Annotated in this window: 22 protein-coding genes; 15 read left to right on the forward strand and 7 right to left on the reverse strand. The window is 64.1% G+C overall.

Annotated features, from left to right (window positions below; translation table 11 throughout):
• Position 1 precedes the first annotated feature (1 nt).
• Positions 2-1,090: an iron-sulfur cluster carrier protein ApbC gene (gene apbC / locus YH64_RS15425; protein ID WP_046805110.1), complete on the reverse strand. Its 1,089-nt coding sequence runs from the start codon at positions 1,088-1,090 to the stop codon at positions 2-4.
• A 101-nt stretch (positions 1,091-1,191) separates the two neighbouring features.
• Here apbC and YH64_RS15430 point away from each other — a divergent pair, with 101 nt between their 5' ends.
• Together YH64_RS15430 and metG are read left to right on the forward strand one after the other, a co-directional pair.
• Positions 1,192-1,467 carry a hypothetical protein gene (locus tag YH64_RS15430; RefSeq protein ID WP_006221752.1) on the forward strand — a complete coding sequence of 92 codons (276 nt, stop codon included), beginning with the start codon at positions 1,192-1,194 and terminating at the stop codon, positions 1,465-1,467.
• A 202-nt stretch (positions 1,468-1,669) separates the two neighbouring features.
• A complete protein-coding gene (metG, locus tag YH64_RS15435) occupies positions 1,670-3,790 on the forward strand; it encodes a methionine--tRNA ligase (protein ID WP_255444494.1) in 2,121 nt (706 codons plus the stop codon).
• Positions 3,791-3,866: 76 nt separating this feature from the next.
• Here metG and YH64_RS15440 read toward each other — a convergent pair whose 3' ends face one another.
• From YH64_RS15440 to YH64_RS15450, 3 genes are all read right to left on the reverse strand, one after another.
• Positions 3,867-4,604 carry a sulfurtransferase gene (locus tag YH64_RS15440; RefSeq protein ID WP_046805112.1) on the reverse strand — a complete coding sequence of 246 codons (738 nt, stop codon included), beginning with the start codon at positions 4,602-4,604 and terminating at the stop codon, positions 3,867-3,869.
• Between the two features lie 114 nt (positions 4,605-4,718).
• Positions 4,719-5,516, reverse strand: a complete 798-nt coding sequence (locus tag YH64_RS15445) for an META and DUF4377 domain-containing protein (RefSeq protein WP_046805113.1) — start codon at positions 5,514-5,516, stop codon at positions 4,719-4,721.
• Positions 5,517-5,634: 118 nt separating this feature from the next.
• Positions 5,635-6,165, reverse strand: a complete 531-nt coding sequence (locus tag YH64_RS15450; RefSeq protein ID WP_046805114.1) for an META domain-containing protein — start codon at positions 6,163-6,165, stop codon at positions 5,635-5,637.
• A gap of 305 nt (positions 6,166-6,470) precedes the next feature.
• Here YH64_RS15450 and YH64_RS15455 point away from each other — a divergent pair, with 305 nt between their 5' ends.
• A complete protein-coding gene (locus tag YH64_RS15455; RefSeq protein ID WP_046805115.1) occupies positions 6,471-7,637 on the forward strand; it encodes an acyltransferase in 1,167 nt (388 codons plus the stop codon).
• Here YH64_RS15455 and YH64_RS15460 read toward each other — a convergent pair.
• Positions 7,618-8,022 (reverse strand): helix-turn-helix domain-containing protein, encoded by a 405-nt coding sequence (locus YH64_RS15460; RefSeq protein WP_082134496.1) that lies wholly within the window; start codon positions 8,020-8,022, stop codon positions 7,618-7,620. The two genes, YH64_RS15455 and YH64_RS15460, sit on opposite strands and share 20 nt — an antisense overlap.
• A gap of 605 nt (positions 8,023-8,627) precedes the next feature.
• Between YH64_RS15460 and YH64_RS15465 the strand changes: the two genes are divergently transcribed.
• Complete coding sequence (locus YH64_RS15465; protein WP_046805116.1) at positions 8,628-9,440, forward strand: winged helix-turn-helix domain-containing protein; 813 nt, start codon at positions 8,628-8,630, stop codon at positions 9,438-9,440.
• A gap of 439 nt (positions 9,441-9,879) precedes the next feature.
• A complete protein-coding gene (gene kch / locus YH64_RS15470) occupies positions 9,880-11,091 on the forward strand; it encodes a voltage-gated potassium channel protein (protein ID WP_046805117.1) in 1,212 nt (403 codons plus the stop codon).
• A gap of 3 nt (positions 11,092-11,094) precedes the next feature.
• Here kch and YH64_RS15475 read toward each other — a convergent pair whose 3' ends face one another.
• On the reverse strand, positions 11,095-12,714 hold the full coding sequence (locus YH64_RS15475; protein ID WP_319308419.1) for a cyclic diguanylate phosphodiesterase: 1,620 nt from the start codon (positions 12,712-12,714) through the stop codon (positions 11,095-11,097).
• A 262-nt stretch (positions 12,715-12,976) separates the two neighbouring features.
• Between YH64_RS15475 and YH64_RS15480 the strand changes: the two genes are divergently transcribed.
• The 7 genes from YH64_RS15480 (at position 12,977) to YH64_RS15510 (ending at position 19,073) form a co-directional block, all read left to right on the forward strand.
• Positions 12,977-13,444: a hypothetical protein gene (locus YH64_RS15480; RefSeq protein WP_046805145.1), complete on the forward strand. Its 468-nt coding sequence runs from the start codon at positions 12,977-12,979 to the stop codon at positions 13,442-13,444.
• On the forward strand, positions 13,434-14,180 hold the full coding sequence (gene phbB, locus YH64_RS15485) for an acetoacetyl-CoA reductase (RefSeq protein ID WP_046805118.1): 747 nt from the start codon (positions 13,434-13,436) through the stop codon (positions 14,178-14,180). The genes YH64_RS15480 and phbB overlap by 11 nt, the downstream gene beginning before the upstream one ends.
• A gap of 376 nt (positions 14,181-14,556) precedes the next feature.
• The gene (locus tag YH64_RS15490) at positions 14,557-15,672 is read left to right on the forward strand and encodes an ABC transporter substrate-binding protein (RefSeq protein ID WP_046805119.1); all 1,116 of its coding nucleotides are present in this window, start codon (positions 14,557-14,559) and stop codon (positions 15,670-15,672) included.
• An 81-nt stretch (positions 15,673-15,753) separates the two neighbouring features.
• A complete protein-coding gene (locus tag YH64_RS15495; protein ID WP_046805120.1) occupies positions 15,754-16,647 on the forward strand; it encodes a branched-chain amino acid ABC transporter permease in 894 nt (297 codons plus the stop codon).
• On the forward strand, positions 16,640-17,527 hold the full coding sequence (locus YH64_RS15500; protein WP_046805121.1) for a branched-chain amino acid ABC transporter permease: 888 nt from the start codon (positions 16,640-16,642) through the stop codon (positions 17,525-17,527). Before YH64_RS15495 ends, YH64_RS15500 begins: the two co-directional genes overlap by 8 nt.
• A complete protein-coding gene (locus tag YH64_RS15505; protein WP_046805122.1) occupies positions 17,524-18,342 on the forward strand; it encodes an ABC transporter ATP-binding protein in 819 nt (272 codons plus the stop codon). Before YH64_RS15500 ends, YH64_RS15505 begins: the two co-directional genes overlap by 4 nt.
• A gap of 11 nt (positions 18,343-18,353) precedes the next feature.
• On the forward strand, positions 18,354-19,073 hold the full coding sequence (locus YH64_RS15510; RefSeq protein WP_046805146.1) for an ABC transporter ATP-binding protein: 720 nt from the start codon (positions 18,354-18,356) through the stop codon (positions 19,071-19,073).
• A 6-nt stretch (positions 19,074-19,079) separates the two neighbouring features.
• Here the strand turns inward: YH64_RS15510 and YH64_RS15515 are convergent, their stop codons facing one another.
• A complete protein-coding gene (locus YH64_RS15515) occupies positions 19,080-19,754 on the reverse strand; it encodes a GntR family transcriptional regulator (RefSeq protein ID WP_046805123.1) in 675 nt (224 codons plus the stop codon).
• Between the two features lie 335 nt (positions 19,755-20,089).
• On the opposite strand from YH64_RS15515, the gene YH64_RS15520 reads away from it, so the two are divergent.
• From YH64_RS15520 to YH64_RS15530, 3 genes are read left to right on the forward strand one after another with little or no spacing between them, the layout of a single operon-like run.
• Positions 20,090-21,526, forward strand: a complete 1,437-nt coding sequence (locus tag YH64_RS15520) for a cytochrome ubiquinol oxidase subunit I (protein WP_046805124.1) — start codon at positions 20,090-20,092, stop codon at positions 21,524-21,526.
• Positions 21,527-21,530: 4 nt separating this feature from the next.
• Positions 21,531-22,538, forward strand: a complete 1,008-nt coding sequence (gene cydB / locus YH64_RS15525) for a cytochrome d ubiquinol oxidase subunit II (protein ID WP_046805125.1) — start codon at positions 21,531-21,533, stop codon at positions 22,536-22,538.
• The gene (locus YH64_RS15530) at positions 22,538-22,675 is read left to right on the forward strand and encodes a DUF2474 family protein (RefSeq protein WP_082134497.1); all 138 of its coding nucleotides are present in this window, start codon (positions 22,538-22,540) and stop codon (positions 22,673-22,675) included. Before cydB ends, YH64_RS15530 begins: the two co-directional genes overlap by 1 nt.
• Positions 22,676-22,724: the final 49 nt, after the last annotated feature.

Consider the following 22,724-nt stretch of genomic DNA (forward strand, 5'->3'; position numbering starts at 1 on the left):
GTCAGGTCGGCTGCTGGACGACAATAGACGGGAATTTTCCGGCCAAATCACGCGGTAGCGCGGCCACCCCGGCGGCCAGCTTGCGGGCAATGGCACGATAAAGCCCGGCGGCTTCGCTACCGGCATCCGACACCACGGTGGGCTTGCCGGCGTCGGTTTGTTCGCGGATGGCAAGCGTCAGCGGCAGGCTGCCCAGCCAGGGCGTTTGATACTGCTCGGCCATGCGCTGGCCGCCGCCTTCACCAAAAATGTGTTCGGCATGACCGCACTGCGAGCAGATGTGAATGGCCATGTTTTCGACCACGCCCAGAATCGGCACTTCAACCTTCTGGAACATGCGCAAGCCCTTGCGGGCGTCCAGCAGCGCGATGTCCTGCGGCGTGGTGACGATGACGGCGCCCACCACCGGCACCTTCTGCGCCAGCGTCAACGCCACATCGCCCGTGCCGGGAGGCATGTCGACGATCAGGTAATCCAGGTCGCGCCAATTGGTCTGGCGCAGCAACTGTTCCAGCGCCTGCGTCACCATCGGGCCGCGCCAGATGGCGGGGGAATCGGCGTCGATCAGGAAGCCGATGGAATTGGCCTGCAAGCCGTGGCCCGTCAGGGGTTCCATGCTTTTGTTGTCCAGGCTTTCCGGGCGGCCCGAAATGCCCAGCATCGTGGGCACGCTGGGGCCATAGATGTCGGCGTCCAGCACGCCGACCTTGGCGCCCTCGGCCGACAAGGCCAGCGCCAGGTTCACGGCGGTGGTGCTCTTGCCCACGCCGCCCTTGCCCGACGCAACGGCAATGATGTTGCGCACGTTGGGCAGCGGCTTCAAGCCCTTCTGCACCGCGTGGGCCGCAACCTTCCAGGTGATGTTGATGCGGGCGTCGGGAACGCCGGCCTGGGCCAGCGCCGCGGCCGCCACGGCGGCCACCTGTTCCCGCACGCCGTCGGCGGGATACCCCAATTCCAGGGTGACGGCCACGCGGCCGCCTGTCAGGTCGATGTCACGATCTTTTACAGAAACGCCCAGGTCCAAACCCGTGTTGGGGTCGCGCGCCGCGCGCAAAGCGGCGCGGATGTTTTCTATCGTTATACTCATGTCACTATGGTTCCGTAGGCAGCGCGGCTTCTGCGGGCCGCCATCCCCTAAAGGATAGCGGATACGCGGGAACCTTTCGCTGCGTTTTGCATCCGACCTTCATGACCAACACACTTATCCGCTTCTTCCGTGCCGTCCTTTTCGCCGCCCTGGCCTTGATCGGTATGGCGATGGCGCTGGTCTTCATGCTGTCCACGGCGCTTGCCGTGGCGATCCTTTACGTGGTCGCCAAGGTGCGCGGCAAACCTTTCGGCGTCCGCGCCTACTGGAGCCAGCGCCAAGGCGCCCGACCGGGACCCTTCCAGACCGCCACCGCCCCCTTCGCCACGCAGCCGCGCGGCGATGTGATCGACGTCGAAGCTCGCGAAGTTCGCTAACGTCGGCATGACGTAAACGCTTGCGCCGCGTGCGGCGCAAGCTTGCCGTTGCCTTTGCCGTCGCCCGGTACGACCGCCCGGCCTGCCCGCGCCGGGTACCGCCACCGACTGCCGGCCGCCACCCATTCCAACCCGCCCGAATCGCGCCCGCGCGATCGGCGGGTTGCGTCGTTATCGGGCCGCGACGGGGCAAGTCCACGCCATTGTCCTAAAATGGCCCGCCAAACCCTTTTTCCCTCCCCCTCTGTCGACAACCATGTCTCGCACCCTATTTGTCACCACAGCGCTGCCCTACGCCAACGGATCCTTCCACATCGGCCACATCATGGAATACATCCAGGCTGATATCTGGGTGCGTTCGATGCGAATGGCGGGCCACACGGTGCATTTCGTGGGTGCCGACGACGCGCACGGCGCGCCGATCATGTTGAAGGCCGAAAAAGAGGGCATCACGCCGCAGGCGCTGGTGGCCCGCTATGCCGCTGAACGCCCGCAGTACCTGAACGGCTTCCACATCCGTTTCGACCACTGGCATTCCACCGATTCGGCGGAAAACGTCGCGCTGTCGCATGACATCTACCGCGCGCTGCGCGAGCAGAACCTGATCGAAACGCGCTCCATCGAACAGTTCTACGACCCGGTCAAGGGCATGTTCCTAGCCGACCGCTACATCAAGGGCGAATGCCCCAAGTGCCACGCCAAGGACCAATACGGCGATTCCTGCGAAGTGTGCGGCGCCGTGTACGCGCCCACCGAACTCATCAACCCGTATTCGGCGCTGACCGGCGCGACGCCGGTGCTGAAGTCGTCCGACCACTTTTTCTTCAAGTTGTCCGATCCCCGTTGCGTGGAATTCCTGCAGCAATGGACCACCGGGTCCAACGCCAACGGCGGCAAGCACTTGCAGCCGGAAATGCTGGCCAAGACGCGGGAATGGCTAGGCGCCGAAGACGGCGAGGCCAAGCTGGGCGACTGGGACATCTCGCGCGATGCCCCCTACTTCGGCATTGAGATCCCCGACGCGCCGGGCAAGTACTTCTACGTGTGGCTGGACGCACCGGTGGGCTATCTGGCGTCGCTGAAGTCGTACTGCGCGGTCAAGGGCCTGGACTTCGACGCCCTACTCGACCCCAACGGCACCACCGAACAAGTGCACTTTATTGGCAAGGACATCGTGTATTTCCACGCGCTGTTCTGGCCCGCCATGCTGAAATTCGCCGGGCGCAAGACGCCGGACGCGGTCAATGTGCACGGTTTCATCACCGTCAGCGGTGAAAAAATGTCCAAGAGCCGCGGCACCGGCATTTCGCCGCTGCGCTATCTGGAGCTGGGCATGAACGCGGAATGGATGCGCTATTACATCGCCGCCAAGTTGAACGCCCGCGTCGAGGACGTGGACTTCAACCCCGAGGATTTCATCGCGCGCGTCAATAGCGACCTGGTCGGCAAATACGTCAACATCGCCAGCCGCGCCGCCAGCTTCATCACCAAGCACTTTGACGGCGTGCTGGGCTATTCCGGCGACACCGCCGCGTTGTCGGCCGAATACGCCGAACAGGCCGAGTCGATCCGCGCCGCTTTCGAGGCACGCGAATACAACCGCGCCATTCGCGAGATCATGGCTTACGCCGACCGCATCAACCAGGCGTTCGACACCGCGCAGCCGTGGGTGCTGGCCAAGGGCCTGGCCACCGCCGACGACGCGCAAAAGGCCGCGTTGCAAGACATCTGCTCGCGTTCGCTGGCCGGCTTCAAGGCGTTGTCGGTGATGCTGGCGCCGGTGCTGCCGTCGCTGGCCGAGCGCGTCGCGCTGGAGTTGTTTGGCGCCCAAGCGCCGTTCACCTGGGCCGATGCCGCCGTGCTGCCGCAGCGCGTGGCACCGTTCAAGCACCTGATGCAACGCGTGGAACCCCAGATGCTGGAAGACCTGTTCGAACCGCCCGCCGCCCCCGTCGTTGTGCCCGGTGGCGAGACCGTTGCCGAAACCATTTCCATCGACGATTTCGCCCGCGTGGATCTGCGCATTGCGCAGATCGTCAACTGCGAACACGTCGAAGGCTCGACCAAGCTGCTGCGCCTGACGCTGGACGTGGGCGAAGGCCGCCACCGCAACGTGTTCTCGGGCATCAAGTCGGCCTACAAGCCCGAAGACCTGATCGGCAAGCTGACCGTCATGGTGGCCAACCTGGCGCCGCGCAAGATGAAGTTCGGCGTGTCCGAAGGCATGGTGCTGGCCGCCAGCCACGCGGACGAAGCCGTGGACGCCGGCATCTATGTGCTGGAGCCCTTCCCCGGCGCCAAGCCCGGCATGCGCGTGCGTTGATCGGCGTATCCGCCTGACGCAAAAAAGGCCCGCCGGTAATGGCGGGCTTTTCTTTGGCAGACGGCCCGGGCCAGGGCTACGGCTGGGTGGGCGCCAGCTCCGGGTCCAGCGAATGGCGTTCGTCGAAGACGAAGCATTTGCCGTCATACCCGACGCCGCCGGTTTCCTCGAAATACTTCAGGATGCCGCCGTCCAGCTGATACACGTTGGGAATGCCCGCCTCGTTCATGTAAATGGCGGCTTTTTCGCAGCGGATGCCGCCCGTGCAGAAGCTGACCACCGTCTTGCCTTCCAGTTCGGCGCGGTGCGCCTGTACGGCGGCCGGAAACTGCGTGAAGCGTTCGATGCGCCAATCGATGGCGTTCTTGAACGTGCCTTCATCGACTTCAAAGGCGTTGCGCGTGTCCAGCATGACGACGGGGCGGCCGGCATCGTCGGCGCCCTGCTCTAGCCAGCGCGCCAGCGTCTGGGCGTCCACCCCCGGCGCACGGCCCGCTTCAGGGCGGATGGTGGGGTGGTCCATGCGAATGATTTCGCGCTTGATCTTGACCAGCAGCTTGCGAAACGGCACGCCTTCGCTATGGCTGAATTTCACTTCCAGGTCTGCAAAGCGCGCATCAGCGCGCAGCGTTTGCAGGAAGCTGTCGATGCCCTGGGCGGAACCCGCCAGGAACAGATTGATGCCTTCTTCGGCCAGCAGGATGGTGCCCTTGAGCCCGCAGTCGCCAGCCACGGTCAGCAGGTGGGCGCGCAGGTCGGGCAGGAGATCCAGCGAAACGAATTTGTAGGCGGCGATATTGACGACGGCAGTCATGGCAAAGCAATGCAAAGCGGTGGGCGAAGGCCGTAATAGTAAACGCTGGGCGGATCGTTCCGCAGGCGCGAGCGCCGGGCAGGCCACGCCGCCCAGCGCCCGGCTTGATCCGTATCAACGGCTGACGATTTCCTGCTCGATCACCGCGTCCAGCACCCAGCGCGTGGTTGAAGCGCCCGGCGGCGGGTTCGGGTCGGTCACTTCAACCACGCGCAGCCGGTAACGGATGCCCGGCTGAAACTGAAAGCCCGTGATGTCGCCATACCAGTACTGCCACGGCTGCGAGGCGCTGTCGCGCACCTGATAGCACAGCGCGCGACCGGCGCCCCCGTTGCAGGGCACGCGCTCGGCATTCACATAGACCAGCTTGGTCGGCCCGGCTTGCCCGCCCGCCACCGGGTCCACGCGGCGGCCAAAGTCCAGCGTGTCGCCGCTGGCAAGCACCCACGTCATGCGCTGCGGGTTGTTGGTGTTGTCCAGCGACGTCGCGGTGATGCGCGTCAGGCCGGCCAGGAAGTCCTGCTCAAGCTGCATGTTCTGCGGCGCGCACGCCATCATCGTGGCGACCGGATTCGCTTGCACGATCAGTTGGCCGTTAGCCACGGTATAGGGCGCGTTGTATTGGTTGCAACCCGCAAAGCCCGATACCCGCGGCGCACCTTGTACATGGACGAAGCTGACAGTCAGGGGACGCGAATTCGACGAGGGATGCGGAATCGTCCGCAAGCCGCCGCCCGGCAAGGTCCAGCGCGCCAGGTCCCAGCTGGTCTGGGCCAGGATGTCGGAGGCGGACGCGGGTTGGAAGCGGCGGTCTTGCCCATCGGCGGCGCGATGGGACGGGCCGGCGCAGGCGGCCAGGGCAACGGCTAGCGCGCATGGCGCCAGGCAGCGCAGGGTAGCGGTAAAGGGCATGGGCGGTCTCCGCACGTAAACACGTCAGCACGTCAGCAAGTCAGCACGTCAGCAAGTCGGACCGCGCCACGGCGCGATGCCGGGCGCGGAAAGGCGACATTATCGCGCTGCCAGGGGCTTACGGCGTGGGCGGGTCCTGACGGCGTTCAAATTCCAGCACGTCGCCGCCGCGCAAGTTGAACGTCAGGTGCCGGGGCGCGCCACCGCTGTCCAACGTGAAGGTGTCGATGGCGGTCAGGCCGCGCAGGTAGTCGGCTTCAAGCTTGGCGCGTTCGGGCGGCACGCAAGCCATGCGAGTGGTGGCCGGGGCGTCGATAAACAACTTGCCGCTTTGCAGCTTGTACGACCCCATATAGCGGTTGCAGCCGGAAAAGCCGTTGACGCGGTACTGCTTGCCTTGCGCCAGAAAGGTCAGCTGCACGGGCTCGCCATTATCACCGTGGGGGATGTCGCGCTGGGCGCCGCCCGTCTGGGTCCAGCGCACCAGTTCCCAACTTGTCTGGGCCAGGGAATCTGCACTGGTGGCGGCATTGGCCGCGGCGGCGCCTTGCGGGCGCGCGCCTCCGGTGGACCCCGCGCAACCCGCCAATGCCAGGGTCAGCAGGCTCAGGCACAGCAGCCGGCAACGCGAAGACAGAGGGGTAGGCATGAATAGGTCTCCTAAAGGTTTCATAGCCCCGACTGTAACCGGCACAGGCCTGTAACGTCCTGCTCTCTAAACCCTACAGCCGTATCCAAAAGCAGCACGATGGCCCGATTCCATCACGCCGAAGATGCAGGGTGCTGCATCGAATGCCGCATGGCGGCGCCTGTGTCCGACGCGCAGAATCATTCCAGACCACGCATCTGGCCACCCTGGCAGCACAGGGCAAACAAGCCGATCGCAACGTAACGAACGACGCATGCGTCGGCCGCTTCTGGCCGGCCATAAAAAGATTACCGGGAGACACGGCGATGGGCTTCTTGAGAACTCTACTGGCGCTATCAGTGGTGCTGGACCACCTGGGCGGCGGCTATGCCGATCACCTTGTCGGCGGGCGGCTGGCGGTGCAACTGTTTTATGTGATTTCGGGCTTTCTGATTTCATATGTGCTGACCGCCACGGACAACTACCAGGGCGCCACGGGCAAGTTCTACGCCAATCGTTTCCTGCGCCTGTTCCCCATCTATCTGACGGTGGCGGGCCTGACCCTGCTGGCGCATGTTTTAAGCGGCGGCGCGTTCTTCCGCTTCTATGCAGCCCTGCCCTTCTCGGCCGATCTTTTCCTGGTGCTGTCCAACCTGTTCATCTTCGGACAGGACTGGTTGATGTTCTTCGGCATCGAACACTCGGCGCTGGCGTTCACGGGCAGCTTCGCCAATAGCGAAGTGCCGCTCTACCAGGGATTGCTGGTGCCGCAGGCCTGGACGCTCGGTGTCGAAATGAGCTTCTACCTGGTCGCGCCTTTTGTTCTGGGATCGCCGCGCAGATTGTTGGCCCTCTTGGCCGCATCGTTGGCGCTGCGCGGCGTCTTGATCGTGACCGGCGTCGGCGTGACGGATCCCTGGACCTATCGGTTCTTTCCCACCGAACTGGCGTTGTTCCTGATCGGTTCGCTATCGCACCAGGTACTGCTGCCGCGCTTCAAGGCCTGGACGCGCCGGTTTCACCGGCTGCCTGAAGCGGGCACCGTGGCGCTGTTCATCTACACGCTGCTGCACTTTTCCATCGGCATCAATCCGACGGTGCGTGATGGGTTGGCGGTGCTGCTGTTTGCCGCGCTGTTGCCGCTGGCTTTTCTGTTTCAGTCGCGCCACCGCCTGGACAAGGCCATCGGAGAACTCAGCTACCCGATCTATATCTGTCATTCGCTGGTGATCCTGTTCTTCAGCTGGTTGCTCAACGACGTTGAAATGCACCAGCCCATGTTGTTCGCGGCATTGGTGATCGCGGGTTGCATCGGGTTTTCGGCGCTATTGAACGGCTTGGTGGCGGACCCCGTGGAACGCTTGCGCAGCCGCCTGCGCCGCAAGCCGCAGCCGGGCGAATTCATGCCCGCGCCGGACCCGCATCGCCGCCCGCAAAGCGCGGTGCCGCCCAGCCCGGCTCAACCCATGGGGCCTATTCGCCGCGTGCCTTGATGTAGGCGGCAAGCACGAGTTCGATCTGCCGCTTTTCCTGCGAGCTCAAGCGTGAATAGGTGGCGTAGGACACCGATTCGAAGGGCCAGGCCGGTGGGGCCGGCAGGTCGCCGGGATTGGCGCTGGCCACGGTCGGCTCGGCATAGCCGGAGCTAAGCATCGGCCCTTCTCCGGTACTGAGCCACATCGGGCTGACCCGCAGGGCGCGGGTCAATTTGATAAGCGCATCGCTGGAGGGCTGCTGGCGCTGCCCGCTTTCGTAGTTGCCGATAGCGCTTTGCGACAGGTTGCTTGCGACCGCCAAGTCCTTTTGAGTCCATCCCTGAAGCATTCTTGCGTTGCGCAGACGATGGCTAAACGTGTCCAATCGATCAACCTGAGACATTAATATGAAATTATTTATTTGATTAAAACATCTCAACACTGGCGCCAAATAAACGGATTGCGCCCCAATTTCAGGGTTAATCCGTAAATCGCAATATTCGCGTGCTTGCGTGTCGCATGAGCCGCGCCGGCACGGCTTTATCGAGCGGGTCACACCGACGAAAACCCAAGCCGGCCAGCCACTTACCGCAATAATCCAGCGTGCGCGGAAAGGGTAGTCGCACCGGGGTACAACCCGCAAGCCCGACGTTAAAGCCGCACGAGTTTATGAGCAATTCCGTATGCAAAATAGAAAATAATGTATCGGTAATACTTAATAATCCGCTGAGGCAGGGGCGCAAAGCCCCAGGCGGCGCGGTGCTTTCCCTTACTGTTCCGTGACGCCACGGTTACCATCAGAAACTACAGAAACGTATCTTCACAAAAAAACACGCCCGTGTTTAAATGAAACACGGGCGTGACTTCAAGGCGGCATAGTCCTCGCCGCTGGTGGCCAGCATCGGACAGGAAGCCGGCCGAAGCCCGTGCCCACATTCAAAAAAACACCGCCAGACGGTCTCGTCATGGCGCGACGCTCCGTGCCGCGCCGGCTCATTGGAAGCATCAATGAATAACACGCTGGATGTCATTTTCCTTGGCAATGACGATGCCAAGCACGCCAGGCTTGTGGATGCCTTGTCTCATCTGGGTTTCTGCGTACGCCGTTGCCATGACCTGATCGACGTCTACGACCGCTATTCCCGCCGCCCCAGTCCGCTGGTCGTGCTGGACGCGCCGCTTTCCGATATCCACAACGCCGCCGTACGCTTGCGCGCAGTCGATCGGGGCCTGGGCATTGTCGCCATCGCCGCCTTTGCAGACGCCGAAAGCCGGATCCGCACGCTGCTGTGCGGTGCGGACGCCTGCCTGCCTCCCGATGTGACGGGGCTGGAATTGGCCGCGGCATTGCAGGCGCTGGTGCGCCGTGCGGTGGGGCTTGACGGCATGGAAGCCGCGGCGGACACGCACGCCGAAGAACCGGCGCAGGAAACCTGGCGCCTGGCCAACAAGGGGTGGACACTGATCAGCCCCGCCGGCCGCACACTGGGGCTGACCACCGGCGAACGCGATTTTCTGTCGCGGCTGGTGACGGCGCCCGATCGCAAGATCAGCCGTGACGCGTTCTACGCCGATGGGGCCGACGATGCAGACAGCGGCATCACGCGCCGGCGCTTCGTCGACGTCATGATCAGCCGCTTGCGGCGCAAGGCCACCGCCAACCAGATGACATTGCCGATCCGGGCTGTGCACGGCTGGGGCTATATGTTCGCGGCGGATATCGCGCTGGACCCGGACTATCGAGCTTCAGGGGAGGACAGCCGGCAGGACGGGCTGGAAGAATGGGGCCGCGAAACCGAAGACGCCGGCGCGGCAAACTGATCTGGGCGCAAAGCCCATGGCGCGTTCAGATTGAACGGGCGAAAAAAACGCGGCGCTGCCCCCGAGAGGTAAGACGCCGCGCTAAAACAACACGTGAACCCGGAGTCATCAGCCGGCACTGATGCCTTCTACCTGGATCACGCGATTCCAACATTCGTGCCTCATACTGCTCACGCACGGTCCGACCGTGAACTTCTGCGCGGTCTCTAGTCCGCGCACAAGCTGCAACGTGATCAACGCCTGGGTGCTGGCCGGCCCCGACTACTGGCTGACTTCCACCCGTATCAGCGGTTTTCCACTTGGATAGCCGCGTGATGAACGAAGTTTATGACTTGGCACCCGAATCCAGTAATTCTTTGTTGATAGCCTTCTATACCTATTTGATATAGCAGAGCCCTTTGAGTCATCGTCCTAAAATGCGGACTAAAGGACAGGTCCAATGCCGCTAACCTCTGTGTCGCTGATGCGCCTGCACAAGAAAGTGCTGGCGGTGTTTCCCCCCAACTGGTGCCTGGCCATCCTGGTTGCGCTGGACGGCTACGCATTCATGCACCCCGTGCTGCGCGAAGTGCGCGCGCGCGAATATTCGTTCTGGCTGGCGCTGGACAATTGGCATGAAGTGATGCGCGTGGTGGGCCTGTTGGAAATCCCGCGCCTGGTGCTGGGTGTGGGGCTACAGGTGATTGCCATCGGCCTGATCTTGAAGGCGCGCATCGCCTGGGCGTTCTCGCTGGTGCTGCTGATCGGCATCGGCACCTTCGCGATTCTTGGCGACAGCGGCCGCGCGGGGCTGGGCATCTACACGATGGTGCTGGTGATTGCGCTGGTGGTGTATTGGCGCCGCTTTGACCGCGCAAGCGTGACGGCGGGTTCGCTGTTCGCGCTGGTCAGCGTGATGTCCCTGTTGATCTACGCCGTCTTCGGCACCCTCTACCTGGGCGAAGAATTCAACCCGCCGGTCAAGGACGCGGGCACCGCGTTCTACTTTTCCATCGTGTCGATGTCGACCGTGGGCTATGGCGACATCACGCCGCACAGCACCACCGCCAGGCTGTTTACCGCGTCGATTATCATCCTGGGCATTACCGTGTTCGCCACGTCCATCAGCGCCATCGCCGGCCCGGTGATCGGCGGCAACTTGAAACGGCTGGTCAAAGGCAAGTTTTCAACCGCCATGAGAAAAAACCACATCATCATCGCGGGCGCGACGCCGCTGGCGCTTAGCGTCTACGCCGGATTGCGCCGGCGCGGCGACGAGGTCACGGTAATCGTGCCGCCCGGCATGCCGCATGAATACCCCGCCGCCACCGATTTGATCGAAGGCGACCCGTCCAGCGTAGACGTGTTGCACAACGCCGGCGTGACGCGTGCGCGCTATGTGCTGGCGCTTCGCGACGACGACGCCGAAAACGCATTCATCGTGCTGGCCGCCAAAGAGGCCACGGCGCAGGGCGGCGCCAAGACGGTGGCGCTGGTCAACACCAGCAAGCATCTGGAAAAGATCCGGCGCGTGCATCCGGACCTGGTGTTCTCGGTGCAACTGCTGGGCGCCGAGTTGCTGGCGCGTGCCATCAACGGCGAACCGATGGACGGCCAGGCCATCACCGACTTGTTCTTCGCCAAGGCCGAACCGCAGGCCAAGGCGTCCTGATCGCTACGCCGCCGTCGCGCCCGGCGGCGTAGCTTGCGCCAGCGCGCCCGTCGTCGCGCCACCCGACGATGGCGGCACCGCGCCTGGCGGCGAGTGCTTTGCGTACCAGGGGATGAATTCGGCCGACGGCATCGGCCGCGCAAACAAATAGCCCTGGATGAACGCCACGCCGCGCGCCGTCAGGTAGTCAAACTGGACCTGCGTTTCAACGCCCTCGGCCACCACCGCCAGATTCAGCCGGTGCGACAAGGTGATGATCACGTCCAGCACCGGCGCCTCTTCACCGGTCGGCAGAATGGACTGCACGAAGCCCTTGTCGATCTTCAGGTAGTCCACCGGAAACTTCTGCAGGTACGACAGCGAACAATGCCCCGTGCCGAAATCGTCGATCGCCACACGCACGCCCGCCGCCCGCAACGCCTCGATGTTGCGGCGCGCCTGGCCGCTGTCCTGGATCAGGCTGCGCTCGGTAATTTCCAGCACCAGCAGCGGCCGCCGCGCGGCCACGTTGGCCAGAAACGCCTGCATGTCGGGCACCAGCAGGTTGCTGGACAGATGCTCGGGCGCGATGTTCACGCCGATGTGAAAGTCAGGCGGCGTGCGCCATGTTTGCAAATCGCGTTCGATCAGCCGCAGCAGGTGCTGGGTCAAGGCAATGATCATGCCCTCGGCTTCGGCGGCCGCAATGAAGATGTCCGGCCGCACGAAACCCACGCCGGGCCGGTTCCATCGCATCAGCGCTTCCACGCCTTCGCACTGCCCGGTCAGTTGCCCATACACCGGTTGGTAATGCACCTGGAATTCATTGGCCAGCATGGCGCGGCGCAACTGCTCTTTGAATGACAGGCGGTTCAGTTGCAGGCGATACGCCGCAAACGCCAGGCCCGCGCCAATCAATAAGGTGGCGGGCAGGTAGCTCAGCAACAGCTGCTTCCAGGCGTGCATCATGCTTGCCGTGGGCGCCCTCACGTTGATCGCCAACGCGACCCGCCCGTTGTTGCGCGTGATTTCGTCGTACACGGGCTGGATGCCGGCGTCGTCGTCGCTCCAGGAATCGCTGTGTATGGGCGCGCCCTTGCCCACGATCAGTTCAATGCGATAGTCGCCCAAGGTGCCCACGGCGTTCAGCAGGTCCAGCACGTAGCGGCCGTCCAGCGCGACGGCGCCGCTAAAGCCTGGGGCGCCCGGCTTGCCCAGCAGAATGGCCGGGCGGTCCGGCGCCAGCGGCGTGCCCGCCACTGAAAACAGCCAGCGGTCGGGCGTGCCGTCGATGGGCCATTTGCGGAAATCGCCCAATTCGGAATCCACTTCGCCGACGATCGAAGAACAGTAAATGTGGCGATCGTTGGCCAGCACCAAGGCGCGGAAATACGGGTTGAGCGTGCCCCAGCGACGCAGTTGCGGCAGCACCTGGGCACAGGGCTGCGGCGTCAGCTCGGCCACCTGATCCAGCACCGGCCACGCCTGCGCAAGCATGTTCTCGATTTGCACGCGCACGATTTGCGCGGCGGCTTCGGCTTCGGTCCTTTGCTGCTTTTTGGCGTGGATCCAGGTCCCCGCCAGGCACAGCAGCGCGGGTAGCACCAACGCCAGCGCCACCGGCAGGTACCGCCAGGACGGCACGCGAACCGTTATTCCCGATGTGGCCACAACTGCCTCGCTGAATAGTCCGTGCAGCCCAAGTGCCGCTTCGACGCATGACACACCATGGCCGAGGTAACGTCAAGTTACTTTGCAGGCACAAAAGCGCGGCGCGCACGGGCTGGCATTGCGGGGGGACGCTGGGCTATTGTTGACCCACGCCGTGCGCTAGGCGCAGCCGCCCTGACCCAGACGGCTTCCAGGACTGATTCGTTGCCCCTTACCACTACGACAAGGACGGATGATGAAGAAACCTACTGCCTCCATGCCCCAGGGAATTGCCGGCGCCAACGCCGCCTATTACCAACGACTGACCCAACTTGCCCAGGAAAGCCAGCAGCGCTGGATGGAACTGGGCCGCCGGCTGGCCGACCAACACACAAACAACACGCTGTCCACGTTAAGCCCGCTGCAACACACCGGCGACTGGCAATCCATTGCACCGGCGCTGGGCGAGATGACGCGCAAGCAATGGCAGGCGCAATTGGAAGCCAGCCAGGCCATCACCCACGCCGCGCTGCAAGAGCAGGCCGCGCTGACGGCCGGGCTGGGCGAAGCCATGAGCGGCTGGTTCAAGCTGGCCACCGGCGGCGGCATCACGCCCGCGCCCTTCCCCATGACGCAGATCTGGACGGCGATGTCGGACCAGATGGCCGCCGCGTGCGCCGCCATGCGCGATGCCAACCAGCCCGGAGATCGCCATGACGGATAAACGCACCGCGCTGGTGACGGGTGGCTCGGGCGGCCTGGGCCGCGCCATCGCGCTGGCGCTGCACGATGCCGGCCACGACGTGATCGCCACCTACCACTCGAACGAAGGCGCCGCGCACGCCTGGGCCGAAGAAGAAGCCTCGCGCGGACGCCGCTTCGCGCTGTACTCCGTGGACGTGGGCGACTACGCGTCATGCCAGACGCTGATGCGCCGGCTGGACCACGACGGGCGCATTATCGACATCCTGGTCAACAACGCCGGCATCACGCGCGATGCGCGCCTGCGAAAAATGAGCTTGGAATACTGGAACGAGGTCATGCATAGCAACCTGGATTCCATGTTCCACATGACCCAGCCGCTATGTGGCGGCATGGCGGACCGGGGATGGGGCCGCATCGTGAACATTTCGTCCGTCAACGGCAGCAAGGGCGCATTCGGCCAGACAAACTACGCGGCGTCCAAGGCGGGCATCCACGGCTTCACCAAAGCGCTGGCGCTGGAGCTGGCCGGCAAGGGCGTCACCGTCAACACCGTATCGCCGGGCTACCTGGACACGCGCATGGTGCAGGCGGTGCCCGAAGATGTGCTGAAGGAAAAGATCCTGCCGCAGATCCCGGTCGGCCGCTTGGGCCAACCCGAAGAAGTGGCGGCGCTGGTGGCGTTTCTGTGCGGCCCGCACGCAGGATTCATGACCGGGGCCAACGTCGCCATCAACGGCGGCCAGCATATGTGCTGAAGTACTGACCGTAGTACTGAAGCCCTGACCGTAACGCGGCCACGCTGGCCGGCCGGCCCTCGTTTCTCACGCAACAACATCGCGCCCGCCGACGGCTCCGTCGGCGGGCGCGATGCGTTGCGGCATATCGACACGCGGTGCAACCCGGTGGATAAAACGGTGTTTGAAACATCAGGTAACGGGTTAACCCCATATTGTTGAGACGCGAGCCGCCTCGTATATTTGCATCCACTTGAGCAGGATTGGATGCAATTTCCATTTTTGGTATCCACATCTGCCCTCGTTTCGCGCCTTGGGTAATGCCCAGGGCCACTACACACCGCCGGCCCCTTCGCGCATCAGACGCGAACCCGGCACGCTTCGAGGGGAAACCACCATGCAATTGTTCGTCCGCCCGTTGCTGGGCGCCACCTGCCTGATGTTGTCGCTGGCCGGCGCCGGCGCCCACGCACAGGAAACCGTAAAGATGGGCGCCGTGCTGTCGTTGACCGGCGCCAACGCCACTGTGGGCGAGGACGTGCGCCGCGCCGTGGACCTGGCCGTGGAAAAGGTCAACGCCGACGGCGGCGTGATGGGCAAGAAATTTGCCGTGGTGGTCGAGGATTCGGGCGGCAACCCCACCACTGCGTTGAACGCCGCGCGCAAGCTGGTCAGCGTCGACAAGGTGCCGGTCGTCATCGGCGAATACTCGTCGGGCATTTCCATTCCGCTGGGCCAGTACCTGGTCAAGGAAGGCGTGACGCACATCAACATCGCCAGCACCAGCGTGAAGATCCGCGACCTGGGCGCCACGTCGTTCAACCTGATCGGCCTGGAAGACAAGGGCAACCGCTTTTCCGCCAAGGACACCTGGGATCAGGGCTACCGCAACGTGGCCATCATTGCGCCCAACAACGCCTACGGCCAAGGCGTGGCGCACGGCTACAAGGAAGAGTTTGAAAAGCTGGGCGGCAAGATCGTGACTGAAGTGCTGTACACCGCCGGCCAGTCCACCTACCGCCGCGAATTGCAGCAGATGTCGCGCAGCAACCCGGACGCCTACATCTACACCGCCTACGGCCAGGAATCGGCCGTGATCAACCGCGAGGCCTTTGAACTGGGCCTGCGCAAGACGCCGTGGTACGGCATCTTGCTGAGCATGTGCCTGAGCGACACGCCGGCCGACATCGCGCAAGGACAGATCGGCATGGAAGTGGGATCGGTGCTGGGCCCCAAGGGGCGCGAATACGCCGAAGCCTTCAAGGCCCGCTACAAGGACGGCTTCAAGACGTCCTACACCGGCTACGCCTATGACGCGGTGCTGTTGACGGCCGCCGCCATGAACCTGGCCAAGTCCACCGCCCCCGCCGACGTGCAGGCCGCCCTGACCCAACTGGGCCAGAAGGGCTATGAAGGCGTCACCGGCTTCATCAAGTTCGACAGCGACCGCCAGCGCGTGGACCCGCCCTACGCCAAGCTCAAATCCGACCAAGGCAAGATCGTCGCACGTTGATGGGCCCGGGCCGGCGGCTGCCACGCAGCCCCGGCCTTGTCTTCAGGCGTTTTCTTTTTTGCTGTCTTACGAGTCAACAAGATGATCCAGATTCTCGTCGACACGCTGCTACGCTGCTCGGACCTGGCGCTGATCGCGCTGGGCCTGAGCATGGTGTATGGGCTGGTCAAATTTCCAAACATCGCGCACGTGCAATACGCCATGCTGGGCGCGTACGCCACCTATGCGTGCAGCGTGCTCGGCCTGCCCCTGCCCCTGGCGCTACTGGCCGCAAGCCTGCTGACCGGGGCGCTGGCGCTGGTGTTTCACCTGCTGGTGTTTCGTCGGTTGCTGCGCGCGGGTCCGGCCATCACCATGATCGGCTCGCTGGCGCTGTCCATGTTGCTGATCGCTTTTTGCCAGGGCGTCGCGGGTTCGTTCCCGCTGATGTTCAAGCTGCCGCTGGCCACGCCAATACGCCTGGGTGACGCCAGCGTCACCGTCATGCAGATTGCCGCCGTATCCACCACGGCGGTACTGCTTGCGGCCTTTGCGCTGCTGCTTTTCACTACGCGCACCGGTCGCGCCATGCGCGCGCTGTCCTGCAACCCTGCCCTGGCCGACGCCAGCGGGTTGAACGCCTCGCGCATTACCTGCCAGGTGGCGTTCGCCAGCGGCGCGCTGGCAGGTCTGGGTGGCGGGCTGCTGGCCCTGTCCACGGGCGCGCACATCAACCTGGGCTCGGATCTGTTGTTGCCGGTGTTCGCCGCCGCCATCCTGGGCGGCCTGGGCAACCCACTGGGCGCGGTCGCTGGCGCATTCCTGATCGCCTTCACCGAAACGCTGGTGACTAATCTGAACTTCGGCTGGCTCTACAACAAGCCGGTGGCCTTCCTGCCGGTGGCGTACATCAGCGCGGCATCGTTCCTGATCCTGTTGCTGGCGCTGCTGTTCAAGCCCTACGGCCTGTTCGATCGCGAGGTGCGCCGTGTTTGATTTCCTGATTTCATCGCTGACCTTCGGCGCGATCTTTGCCTTGATGGCGCTGGGCCTGAACCTGCAAGCCGGCTTGGCGGGCTTGCTGAATTTTGGCCACATCGCGTTCGCGGGCATCGGCGCATACGGCACCGGCATCGCCGTGCATATCGGCTGGCACCCGGGCCTGGGCGCCGCTGCCGGCGTTGCGGTGGCCATGGCGCTGGGCTGGTGCGTTGCACGCTTGGGCAAGCAGCTGGCCGCGGATTATTGGGGCATAGCCACCCTGGCCATCGCCGAGATCATCCGCACCGTCGCCACCAACGAACTGTGGCTGACCAATGGCGCGCAAGGCATCAGCGGTATCCCCGCGTTGTTCGGCGGCCTGGACGGCAAGAGCGGCGCGCTGGCATTCCTGGGCCTGGTGCTGGTGTTGACGGCCGCCGCCGCCGTGCTGTTGCGCCGTCTGGCCTACAGCCGCTTCGGGCGCGCGCTGCGCGTGATGCGCGAAGAACCCAAGCTGGCGGCCTGCATGGGCTATGACCTGATGCGGCTGAAATCGCGGGCGGTAATGGCCGGCGCGGCAGTGACCGCGCTGGCGGGCTCGCTGTACGCGCACTACATGAGCTTTGTCGGCCCCGATTATCTGCTTGCCTCCGAGACATTCCTGTTGTGGACCATGCTGATGATCGGCGGCATCGGCAACGTATCGGGCGTGCTGCTGGGCGTGGTGCTGGTGCAGACCGCCTACACGCTGGTGCCCTTCGCCAAGGACGCGTTCGGCTTCGGCTCCGACGTGGCCGGCGCGCTGCGGTTGGGCTTGATCGGCTTCATTTTGTTGGGATGCCTGTTGTGGCGCAGCGAAGGGCTGCTGCCGGAAAAGATGAGGAAGATGCCATGACCACCCCTTATGCATTGCAAGTCGATTCGGTGGCCAAGGCGTTTGGCGGCAACCGCGTGCTCGAGAAGGTCGGCTTTTCGATCCGACCAGGCGAAATCGTCGGCCTGCTCGGCCCGAACGGATCGGGCAAAAGCACCTTGCTGAACACCATCACCGGCTTTGAATCCATCGACGCCGGCACCGTGCGGTTCGAAGGCCGGCGCATCGACACCTTGAACGCGCACCGCATCGTGCAGGCCGGCATCGCGCGCACCTTCCAGTTGCCGTCGATGCCACGCAAGATGTCCGTGGCCGAGGTCGCCATGGCGGCTTCGACCGAACATCACGGCGTGTGGGAAAACCTGTTCGGCTCGCGCGCGGCGGGGCTGGCCGAGACACGCGCGCGGGCGCGTGCCGGCGCGTTGATGGACCAATTGCTGCTGACGCCGGTGCGCGATTTGTCGGCGGCGGCGATCTCGGGCGGGCAAAAGAAATTGCTGGGCATCGTCTGCGCGCTGATGGCGCAGCCGCGCATGCTGATGCTGGACGAGCCCACGGCCGGCGTGCACCCAAACCTGCGCAGCGACATTGTCCGTGCGTTGCAGCGCCTGAATGATGGAGGTATGACGATTGTGATTGTCGAGCACGACATGCATTTCATCCGCGAAGTCTGCCATCGCTGCATCGTGCTGGACCGTGGCCACATCGTGGCCGATTGCCGGCCGGATGAACTGGCGTCCAATGAACGGGTGTTGCAGGCGTATCTGGGCGGCGCGACGGCCAAGCCCGCTGGCGGCACCACGGCCACGCCGGTACTGCGCATGGGAGCTGCTTGATGAGCGAAAAAATGATCGACGTGCAAAACGTTGTTGCTGGCTACACCCGCGACGTGGACATTCTGCGCGGCTTGTCGCTGCATGCAGGCCAATCTGAAATCGTGACGCTGCTGGGACCCAACGGTTGCGGCAAATCGACCTTGCTGAAAACCATCGCCGGTTACCTCAAGCCGCGCGAAGGCCAGGTCATGCTGAAAGGCAAAGACATCTCGCGCTTTCCCGTGCACGAGAAAATCCTGCGTCACGGCCTGGGCTTCGTACCGCAAACCGAGAACGTGTTCACGGCGTTGTCGGTGCGCGAAAACCTGCTGGTGGGCGGCAATGCGCTGGACAAGGCGCAGTGCCTGGCGCGCGTGCGCACCTTGTGCGAACACTACCCCGTGCTGCAACGCAAGCTGGATGCGCCCGCCGCGTCGTTATCGGGCGGCGAACGGCAAATCCTGGCGCTGGCGCGCGCGCTGATGCCTTCGCCGGGCCTGTTGCTGCTGGACGAGCCATCGGCCGGGCTGTCACCCAAGACGCTGGGCGAAGTGTTCGAAGCCATCCAGCGCATCCGCGCCAAGGAAGGCGTGACGATACTGATGGTGGAGCAAAACGCCATGGAAGCGTTGCGCATTTCCGACCGCGCGTACGTGCTGTCGATGGGCACGGTGGCCATCACCGGGCAGGCCGAAGCCTTGATGAATGACGCAAAGGTGCGCGAACTGTACCTGGGCGGCCGCGCGGCGTAGGCCCGTTCAGCCGTCTTCGCGCATGCGGTGCATGGCGACCAGGTTTTTCTTGGTTTCGATGATGTGCGCTTCCACCAGGCGCGCGGCCAACGCGCCGTCCTGCGCACGACAGGCTTCCAGGATGCGGTAGTGATCCGCCTGCGGCCCTTCCTTGCCGGTCGCCTGCGACATCATCTCGTGCGTGTAGCGGTCCGTGTTCAGGCCGTATTCCTCGATCAGCCGACGCAGCCGCGTGTTGTTTGCCGGCGCGCAAAGCGCCAGGTGAAAACGGCGGTTCAGCTCGGCCCACTCCGACACCGAATCGGCCTCGTCGTAGGCCTTCAGGATGGCTTCCAAGGTGTCCAGGTCAGCCCGCGCCATGTTGGGCACGGCCGCGCGCACCGCGTAGCCTTCCAGCGCGATGCGGATGTCCAGCAGCTCACAGATCTGGTCCACGTCCATGCGGATGACGACCGCGCCCCGGTTCAGGTGATACGCCACCAGCCCTTCGGTTTCCAGCTGGCGCAACGCTTCGCGCACTGGAATGCGGCTGGCCTGAAAGCGCGTGGCCAGGGCGTCCTGCTTTAGCGGCGTGCCCGCGGGCAAGGCGCCCGTCAGGATCTCATAGCGCAACTGGTCGCGGATGCGGTGCGGCAAGGCCTGGGCTTTACTGGACGTGCCCTTCGTTTTGGTGATGCTCATGACTCTCGGGTATCTATGGGGCGAAGGACGGCGGCCTGCGGCAAACGTCGATGAAAGTGGATCCAACGGCGGGCTCCCATCGTAGCCGAACGAACCGGGATCGGGAACCGCCGCCGTCCACGCAGGGCATGGCAAGTGTCTGCGTCGTTTTTCAGGGACACCATCATGACGCGGGCCTGATCCGGGTACAGCGCCAGACCCGGCATCCCGCCTGGCTTTACGCGTCCGTCCGCCCAATCTGATCCGCTTTTTTATTCAATTTCTGAATCTGTACTGCATCGCGCTGCGGATCTACCGTTCGACAGGTAGGACACCCGTTTATCAGGAAGACCGCTATGCATGGCGACGCGCTATTGCTTGCCCGAATACAGTTTGGGTTCACCATTTCATTTCACATCGTTTTTCCCGCCATCACGATCGGCCTGGCCAGCTACCTGGCGGTGCTGGAAGGCTTCTGGCTGCGCACGGGCAAAACCGTCTATCGCGACCTGTATCACTTCTGGACCAAGATCTTTGCCGTCAACTTCGGCATGGGCGTGGTGTCCGGCCTGGTGATGGCGTACCAGTTCGGCACCAACTGGAGTTTTTTCTCGGACTTCGCAGGCAGCGTGACGGGGCCGCTGCTGGCGTACGAAGTGCTGACCGCCTTTTTCCTGGAAGCCGGCTTCCTGGGCGTGATGCTGTTCGGCTGGACGCGCGTCGGCCCGGGCCTGCACTTTTTCTCGACCATCATGGTGGCGCTGGGCACGCTGGTGTCGGCCACGTGGATCCTGGCGTCAAACAGCTGGATGCAGACGCCGGCCGGCTACGAGATCCTGGACGGGCGCGTCGTGCCCACCGACTGGCTGGCCGTGATCTTCAACCCCTCGTTTCCGTATCGCCTGGCGCACATGGGCATCGCCGCCTTCCTGGCCACCGCGTTGATGGTGGGCGCGTCCGGCGCGTGGCATTTGCTGCGCGGCGACCGCAGCCCCGCCGTGAAGAAGATGTTCGCCATGGCCATGGGCATGCTGCTGCTGGTGGCGCCGCTGCAAGCGGTGGTGGGCGACTTTCATGGCATCAATACCCTGAAGCACCAACCCGCGAAGATCGCCGCCATTGAAGGCCATTGGGACAACGAACCCGGCGTGGGCGTGCCGCTGACGCTGTTCGGCATTCCCGACATGGCGCGCGAAGAAACGCGCTTTGCGCTGAACGTGCCGCGCTTGGGCAGCCTGATCCTGACGCATAGCTGGGACGGCCAGTTCCCGGGGCTGAAGTCCTATCCGCCCGAAGACCGCCCCAATGCCGCCGTGGTGTTCTGGTCGTTTCGCATCATGGCCGGGCTGGGCATGCTGATGATTCTGCTGGCCGGCTGGGCGCTGTGGACACGCTGGCGCGGGCGGCTGTACGAGTCGCGCGCGCTGCAACGCTTTGCGCTGTGGATGGGGCCGTCCGGCATTGTCGCCATGCTGGCCGGCTGGTACGTCACCGAGATCGGCCGTCAACCCTGGATCGTCTACGGCGTGATGCGTACGGCCGAGGCGGCCACGCCGCATGGCGTTGGCGAACTGACGTTGACGCTGGCCCTGTTCGTGGCGGTCTACCTGCTGGTGTTCGGCGCGGGCGTGTCGTACATGCTGCGCCTGATTCGCATGGGCCCCAGCCCCGCGCCCGGCCACGCGCCACTGTCGGGTGGCCCGGGTGAAGCGCGCCAGCCGTCACGCCCGCTGTCCGCGGCGTCCACGCTGGCGGGGGTGGAACCCGCGCCGCACAACCGTTCCGGAGTCTGACGCCATGGGCATCGACCTTGCATTGATATGGGCCGTCATCATTCTGTTCGGCGTGATGATGTACGTGGTGATGGACGGCTTCGACCTGGGCATCGGCATTCTGTTTCCGCTGATCCGCAACCGCGATGAACGCGACGTCATGGTCAACACCGTGGCCCCCGTCTGGGACGGCAACGAGACCTGGCTGGTGCTTGGAGGCGCGGGGCTGATGGCGGCGTTTCCGTTGGCGTATGCGGTGATCCTCAGCGCGCTGCACCTGCCGCTGGTGTTCATGCTGCTGGGCCTGGTGTTTCGCGGCGTGGCGTTCGAATTCCGCTTTAAGGCCGACGAACATCATCGCCCTTATTGGGACCTGGCCTTTGTCTTTGGCTCGGTCACCGCCACGTTCTTCCAGGGCGTGACGCTGGGCGCCTACATCGAAGGGATTCCGGTGGTGGGACGCGCCTTTCACGGCGGCGCGTGGGACTGGATCAGCCCGTTCTCGCTGTTCACCGGCGTGGGGCTGGTGGTGGGCTATGCCTTGCTGGGCTGCACCTGGCTGATCATGAAAACCGAAGGTCGGCTGCATCGCCACATGTGCGATATCGCCCGGCCGCTGACGTTGACGCTGCTGGCCGTGATCGCGGTGCTTAGCGTGTGGACGCCGCTGGCGCAGCCGCATATCGCGCAGCGCTGGTTCAGCCTGCCCAATATGTTCTGGTTTTTCCCGGTGCCGGTGCTGGTGGCCGCCGCCGGCTTCGAGCTGATCCGGCGCGTGCGCGCCACGCCCGCCGCCGGGCCGTTCATGCTGTCGCTGGCGCTGGTGTTTCTAGCCTACACGGGCCTGGGCATCAGCATCTGGCCCGCCATCATTCCGCCTGACGTCTCCATCTGGACGGCCTCCGCGCCGCCGCAAAGCCAGGGCTTCGCGCTGGTCGGCGCGTTGCTGATCATTCCGATTATCCTGGCCTACACGGCGTGGTCGTACTACGTGTTTCGCGGCAAGGTTCGTACCGGCGAGGAGTTCCATTGATGCGTGTCTGGACAACATCTGCCTGGCCGCGCCGCCTGCTGTGGCTGGCGCTGCTGTGGGCCGCCAGCGTCGCCACCTTGGGCGTGGCGGCCTACGCGCTGCGGCTTCTGATGCGCGCCATCGGCATGTCGACATGACGGCGCACCGTCACACCCGCGTACCGCCCCGCCCCTCTTTTTCCCTTTT

This window comes from Achromobacter sp. LC458 (assembly GCF_001005835.2).
In the GTDB taxonomy this organism is placed as follows: Bacteria; Pseudomonadota; Gammaproteobacteria; order Burkholderiales; family Burkholderiaceae_B; genus Achromobacter; species Achromobacter spanius_B.

Excerpts from the sequence above, each read along its gene's own strand:
- YH64_RS15430 (WP_006221752.1), top strand. The coding sequence starts at position 1,192 with ATGACCAACACACTTATCCGCTTCTTCCGTGCCGTCCTTTTCGCCGCC.
- kch (WP_046805117.1), top strand. The coding sequence starts at position 9,880 with ATGCCGCTAACCTCTGTGTCGCTGATGCGCCTGCACAAGAAAGTGCTG.
- YH64_RS15460 (WP_082134496.1), bottom strand. The coding sequence starts at position 8,022 with ATGTCTCAGGTTGATCGATTGGACACGTTTAGCCATCGTCTGCGCAAC.
- YH64_RS15510 (WP_046805146.1), top strand. The coding sequence starts at position 18,354 with ATGATCGACGTGCAAAACGTTGTTGCTGGCTACACCCGCGACGTGGAC.
- cydB (WP_046805125.1), top strand. The coding sequence starts at position 21,531 with ATGGGCATCGACCTTGCATTGATATGGGCCGTCATCATTCTGTTCGGC.
- YH64_RS15490 (WP_046805119.1), top strand. The coding sequence starts at position 14,557 with ATGCAATTGTTCGTCCGCCCGTTGCTGGGCGCCACCTGCCTGATGTTG.
- YH64_RS15440 (WP_046805112.1), bottom strand. The coding sequence starts at position 4,604 with ATGACTGCCGTCGTCAATATCGCCGCCTACAAATTCGTTTCGCTGGAT.
- YH64_RS15505 (WP_046805122.1), top strand. The coding sequence starts at position 17,524 with ATGACCACCCCTTATGCATTGCAAGTCGATTCGGTGGCCAAGGCGTTT.
- YH64_RS15480 (WP_046805145.1), top strand. The coding sequence starts at position 12,977 with ATGAAGAAACCTACTGCCTCCATGCCCCAGGGAATTGCCGGCGCCAAC.
- YH64_RS15445 (WP_046805113.1), bottom strand. The coding sequence starts at position 5,516 with ATGCCCTTTACCGCTACCCTGCGCTGCCTGGCGCCATGCGCGCTAGCC.
- YH64_RS15495 (WP_046805120.1), top strand. The coding sequence starts at position 15,754 with ATGATCCAGATTCTCGTCGACACGCTGCTACGCTGCTCGGACCTGGCG.
- YH64_RS15465 (WP_046805116.1), top strand. The coding sequence starts at position 8,628 with ATGAATAACACGCTGGATGTCATTTTCCTTGGCAATGACGATGCCAAG.
- YH64_RS15520 (WP_046805124.1), top strand. The coding sequence starts at position 20,090 with ATGCATGGCGACGCGCTATTGCTTGCCCGAATACAGTTTGGGTTCACC.
- YH64_RS15450 (WP_046805114.1), bottom strand. The coding sequence starts at position 6,165 with ATGCCTACCCCTCTGTCTTCGCGTTGCCGGCTGCTGTGCCTGAGCCTG.
- apbC (WP_046805110.1), bottom strand. The coding sequence starts at position 1,090 with ATGAGTATAACGATAGAAAACATCCGCGCCGCTTTGCGCGCGGCGCGC.
- YH64_RS15455 (WP_046805115.1), top strand. The coding sequence starts at position 6,471 with ATGGGCTTCTTGAGAACTCTACTGGCGCTATCAGTGGTGCTGGACCAC.
- YH64_RS15515 (WP_046805123.1), bottom strand. The coding sequence starts at position 19,754 with ATGAGCATCACCAAAACGAAGGGCACGTCCAGTAAAGCCCAGGCCTTG.
- phbB (WP_046805118.1), top strand. The coding sequence starts at position 13,434 with ATGACGGATAAACGCACCGCGCTGGTGACGGGTGGCTCGGGCGGCCTG.
- YH64_RS15530 (WP_082134497.1), top strand. The coding sequence starts at position 22,538 with ATGCGTGTCTGGACAACATCTGCCTGGCCGCGCCGCCTGCTGTGGCTG.